This is a genomic window from Streptomyces sp. NPDC002144 (genome assembly GCF_053593695.1).
In genome coordinates this window covers 1-4,590 of sequence record NZ_JBSFDB010000132.1, presented here as the reverse complement: position 1 = coordinate 4,590, position 4,590 = coordinate 1, and the positions used below count along the sequence as shown (strand labels likewise).

Genomic DNA, 4,590 nt, shown 5'->3' with positions numbered 1-4,590 from the left:
GCCGCTGACCCATCTCAGGAAGCTCGACCTGCACCACAACTACCTGAGCGAGCCGATGAGACAGCGTGTCCGGGATGCGCTCGAACCGGCCGGCGGCGAAGTCGACCTCGACTGGTCCGACGCCGAGGCGTACGAGGACGAGAACGGCGTGCCGGTGCCCAGCATCAGTGTGGGCCCGCTGACCATCCTGCCGGGCGCGCTATGGACCTGGATCCGTCCGGCGCCGCCCTGGCGTTCCGGGCCAGTCCGGGCACGCCCGCCGATCGCCAGCCGGCTCGGGCGGCCGCCCACCGGATGCTGCAGGTCTCCGTCGGGATCTCGGCGCGCAGGCTCACGCAGTGCACGATGTAGTCCCGCAGCACAGCGGCCGGCCGCGCACCGAACAGGGGTGGTCACTACATAACCAGCCGCTGATTTCTATGCGCCCTGGCGCAAGCGCTGTGCGCCGCAGCGAAAGACCGCGCGCGTCCCGACGGCCATCGTTGACCGGGCACGGGTAGGCGCGGATTTCGCAAGGAGTGATTGGCTCGTGATCGAGAAGATTCTGTCGGGCAAGGTGGCGCTGGTGACCGGGGGCAGCCGGGGGATCGGCGCGGCGACGGCCCGGCGGCTGGCTACGCTGGGCGCGGACGTGGTCATCACCTATGTCGCGCAGGCGGAGAAGGCGAAGACGGTAGTCGAGGAACTGCGGTCGCAGGGCGTGCGCGCCGAGGGCATTCAGGCCGACCAGGCCGACCGCGCCCAGGTGACGGCCATGGTGGACGCGGTCGCTGAGAAGTTCGGCCGGATCGACATCCTGGTCAACAGCGCCGGTGTCTTTCGGCCTGGGGAGATCACCGACGCCGTACGCGATGAGCAGCTCGCGATCAACCTGACCGGTGTCGCCGACACGACCTACCGGGCCGTGCGGCACATGCGCGAGGGCGGCCGGATCGTGAATCTGTCGTCCGGCCTTGCCAGCAAGACCTTCGCAGCCGGCATGTCCGACTACGCGGCGACCAAGGCTGCAGTCACGGCATACACCCGCGGGTGGGCCCAGGATTTCGCCGCGCGCGGGATCAATGTGAACGTGATCGAGTGCGGCATCATCGACACCGACATGGCCATGTCGAAGGATTCCGAGGGCGGCCAGTTCATGCTTCAGGCGGTCATCCCGATGCACCGGTACGCCGAGGCCGACGAGGTTGCCGGTGTGGTGGCGTTCCTGGCCGGGCCGGACGCCGCGTACATCACCGGCAGCACCCTTCGTGTCGACGGCGGCGCCCTCGCCTGAGGCCTGGCTCAGGACTCACCGCGGCCATCGCCGCGGGTCTCGCGGGGCGTGACGCCGAACTCGCGGCGGTAGGCGGTGGCGAACGACGCGTGGCTGGCGAACCCGGACGCGTGAGCGACCTGCGCGATCGACCGGGTGTCCCAGGTTGAACTGGCCAACCGGGTCCGGGCCAGCCGCAGCCGTTCCGAGCGGATCAGGTCGCGGGAGGTGGTGCCGGCGGCCTGTAGCACGTCTTGCAGATATCGCGCCGACCAACCCAAGGCCCGGGCGATGCCGGTGATGGAGAGGTCGGGGTCGGCAGCGTGACGGCGGACGTACTGTCTCACCTGCGCCTCGACCTCTCTTCGCTGGGCGGCCGGCGCCGAGTCGCTGGCGCCTTCAGCGGCCAGGCATAGCAGGTCGAGTAACTGGTCGCATGCGATGTCGAAGGTTGCCTCGGAAAAGTGTTCCCGCTCCTGTTGGAGGGTGAGCACCGTCTGCCGGATCAGCCGGCCAAGCCCCACCGTGCCGTCGAAGACTTGCGGATCGCGGGCCGCGGCGGGATTACGGCGGTAGATCGCCTCCCCAGGGACGATCAGCGCGACCGACTGGAATTCCTCGCCGTGGGTGAAGGTCAACGGGCGGTCCACGTCGCACAGCGCGAGAGTGCCCGGCCGGATCTCGCCCGCGGCCGAGGCCTGCTCCACCTGGGCGCTCCCGGCGGTCGGCACCAGTAGCTCGAACGCTCCGCGCGGGTCTGTCCGGATGTGCCGCCGCTCCCGCACGAATTCCTCGCGGACGTTACCGCAGAGCGCGATGCCGTACGACCGTGACCGCTGCCACTCCAGCCGACCCGCCCACGGGCCGGCATCCGTGAGGGTGACCCGGCTCTCGCCGTGCAAGTCGATGAACGCTTCCCGCCAGGCTCTGGGCGTCGGGATCAGACCACGCTCGTTCCAGCGATACATCCCTGTACCGTATCCAACCCCCACGATGCCGATCCCGTCGAGACGGGTGAGGAGCGCCGGGCCGAACAGGACTACAACGCCGGGCACCGCGAAATCCGCGACCACGTCGAACACTGCCTGTCCTGGCTCAAAACCTACAAAATCCTACGCGACTACGATCGTCCATCTACACAACATCGCTCCGCCCCACTGAACCCCCGAAACGTCTACAGGCAACGCCGACAGTGAGTTACGAGACATTGCTTCCCCCGACGCCAACGTGCTCGTCGTGACGAGTGAGTTCTGTTCGCTGTGCTACCAGCCGACGGACTCCGACGTGGGGACGCTCCTGTCCAACGGCCTGTTCGGTGACGCGATCGCCGCTGCCGTCGTGCGCGGCAGGGTCGGCACCGGAATGACCCTGAGCCGGAACTCCGCCTACCTGGTGCCCGACACCGAGGAATGGATCTCCTACCGGGTCAAGGACACGGGCTTCCACTTCCAACTCGACCCGACGGGTGCCCGGGACGATGTCCATGATCGCTCCGATCCTGAGCCGGTTCGCCAAGGAGCAGGACTGGGACGTCTTCGCAGGGAGAATGCCACCTCACACCTGCGGTGGAGGTCGGCCCGGAGGCGCTTGCAGCTGGAGGGGATCCCGATCCTCATCGGAGTCATGCCCCGATCGGACGCCTTCGTCGAGCGGGCCAGCCGCATGGGGCTCGGACTGCATCCTGTGATCCATGGCTGGAAGACCCTGGAACACCAGCTCGTACGCTTCCGGGAAGCGGCCCTCGTCGGTGGCCGGCCCGGCCCCGTCGTCGTTCGGCTGAATGACCCCCATTACCAAACCCCCTGGACGACGGCGGGCGCGGGCCGTTGTGCGGTTCCGTGGACCAGGTCGCAGCAGACCTGCACCGCGCTGCCGAACTCGGCGTCGACCACGTTATGTGGGACCTCACCGCTGCCCACGTCCCCTACGAAGTCCAACTCCGCCTCTGGGAGCCGCTGATCGCCGCCAAGCCCGAGTGATCCTCCGCCCTCGACAGATCGGCCGGGTCCTTGCGCAGCGTGACCTCGCGTCCGGCCGCGGTGCGCACCGTCACCGCGTGCACGCCCGGCTGGCCGGACACGACCGCCAGCGGCAGCCGGTCGAAGGTCTCGGCACCTATGTGCTCACGCAGTTCCGCGGCGTCGGCACCGATCAGCAGCCGGGTCGCGGCCGCCCCGCGCTCACCGTGTTCCGCCGTCCCACGGTCCGGGTTGGTGGCCGGGTCCTCCCGGTAGAACCAGTTCGGCAGCCCCCGGCGCCAGCTCGTGTCGAGCGCGCGGCCGGGGCCCTTGGTGATGATGAGCTGGGTGCGTCGGGCTGGACGCGCCCCGGAAGCCGTGCCACCTCGCCGCTGAGCCGCTGCGTGAGCGCGTTCATCTCCTCGAGGGTGTCGGCGCGCAAGCTCCAGGACATCCATGGGTCGGCGCCGTCCGCGAGGAGCCCGTCGAACCACTCGGCCGCCTCGGAGGCGGGGTTCGTCGCGGCCTCGACCTCCAGGTAGACGTCGTCACCGACGGGAAGATCGTGTTCGCGAGCCCGATGGCGAAGACGCCACCGTCGTAGCGGGCAAAACCGTCTCCTCATGCACTCGGCGGACCCCGTCGTCCAAGTCGCGGAGGCCTAAACAGAGATGATCCAGGTGAAACACGCGGTGCCCAGTCTCCTGTGACCGGACGGTCATCGACGACCGTCCGGATCCGCGGCAGCCGGCGCCGCTGGCCAATAACAGGACATCGGCCCACGGCAGCACACTGGCCAGCGGGACGAAGCCGACGCGCTGGACGTGGCCGGCGATGCGCGTCGGCGTCTGGGACCCGGCGATGTGGCCGCGATACCCGGGCGCTGGCAGGGCCGCGCCGGTGGCCGAGGCGTCAGCGGGCGGGACGGCACGGAAGGCGGCGGTTTCCTCGCCGACGAGACGCCGGGGAACCTGTTGCGCCGTTCGATGCCCCATGTGACGCCGCTCGGCGCGTCCGCAGAGCACGCACGCCTGGTCGTCCAGATCTGGGCCGAGGCGTCGACCTCTGAGGAACTGGCGGCCGTCTGCGTGTCCCGGCACACCGCGCTGCGCGACCACCTGGCGGGCCTGTACGCGAGGAATCGCGAGGGCGATGCCGGGGGCGCGGAGCCGACTGCGGCGGACAGCACCTGGGCCGAGGCGGCCCTGGCCGCGGTCATCGGCTACGCCATCATGAGGCGGGAGTTCAGCGGCCCACGTCGGCGCCGATCCCAGCCTTACTCGCGCTAGGGCGTGTTTCAGAAGTGGATCTTGATGTGTCAAGATCCACTTCATGGGGAGGCACGATCTGACGAATGCGCAGTGGGCGAAGCTGGAGCCC

The 4,590-nt window shown here is 69.2% G+C and carries 4 protein-coding genes and 2 pseudogenes; 4 read left to right on the top strand and 2 right to left on the bottom strand.

Going from position 1 to position 4,590, the window contains the following annotated elements; translation table 11 throughout:
• Together ACWCQ1_RS51640 and ACWCQ1_RS51635 are read left to right on the top strand one after the other, a co-directional pair.
• Positions 1-403 (top strand): annotated as a pseudogene (locus ACWCQ1_RS51640) (hypothetical protein); the annotation flags it as partial.
• 126 nt (positions 404-529) lie between these two features.
• Positions 530-1,273 carry an SDR family NAD(P)-dependent oxidoreductase gene (locus tag ACWCQ1_RS51635; protein WP_451030081.1) on the top strand — a complete coding sequence of 248 codons (744 nt, stop codon included), beginning with the start codon at positions 530-532 and terminating at the stop codon, positions 1,271-1,273.
• 8 nt (positions 1,274-1,281) lie between these two features.
• Here the strand turns inward: ACWCQ1_RS51635 and ACWCQ1_RS51630 are convergent, their stop codons facing one another.
• Positions 1,282-2,334 (bottom strand): AraC family transcriptional regulator, encoded by a 1,053-nt coding sequence (locus tag ACWCQ1_RS51630; protein ID WP_451030080.1) that lies wholly within the window; start codon positions 2,332-2,334, stop codon positions 1,282-1,284.
• Positions 2,335-2,458: 124 nt separating this feature from the next.
• On the opposite strand from ACWCQ1_RS51630, the pseudogene ACWCQ1_RS51625 reads away from it, so the two are divergent.
• Positions 2,459-2,786: pseudogene (locus ACWCQ1_RS51625) on the top strand (type III polyketide synthase); the annotation flags it as partial.
• A 390-nt stretch (positions 2,787-3,176) separates the two neighbouring features.
• On the opposite strand, the gene ACWCQ1_RS51620 reads toward ACWCQ1_RS51625, so the two are convergent.
• Entirely contained in the window at positions 3,177-3,668 is a 492-nt protein-coding gene (locus tag ACWCQ1_RS51620) for a hypothetical protein (RefSeq protein ID WP_451030079.1), read from the bottom strand.
• A 405-nt stretch (positions 3,669-4,073) separates the two neighbouring features.
• Here ACWCQ1_RS51620 and ACWCQ1_RS51615 point away from each other — a divergent pair, with 405 nt between their 5' ends.
• Positions 4,074-4,499, top strand: a complete 426-nt coding sequence (locus ACWCQ1_RS51615; RefSeq protein ID WP_451030078.1) for a hypothetical protein — start codon at positions 4,074-4,076, stop codon at positions 4,497-4,499.
• Positions 4,500-4,590: the final 91 nt, after the last annotated feature.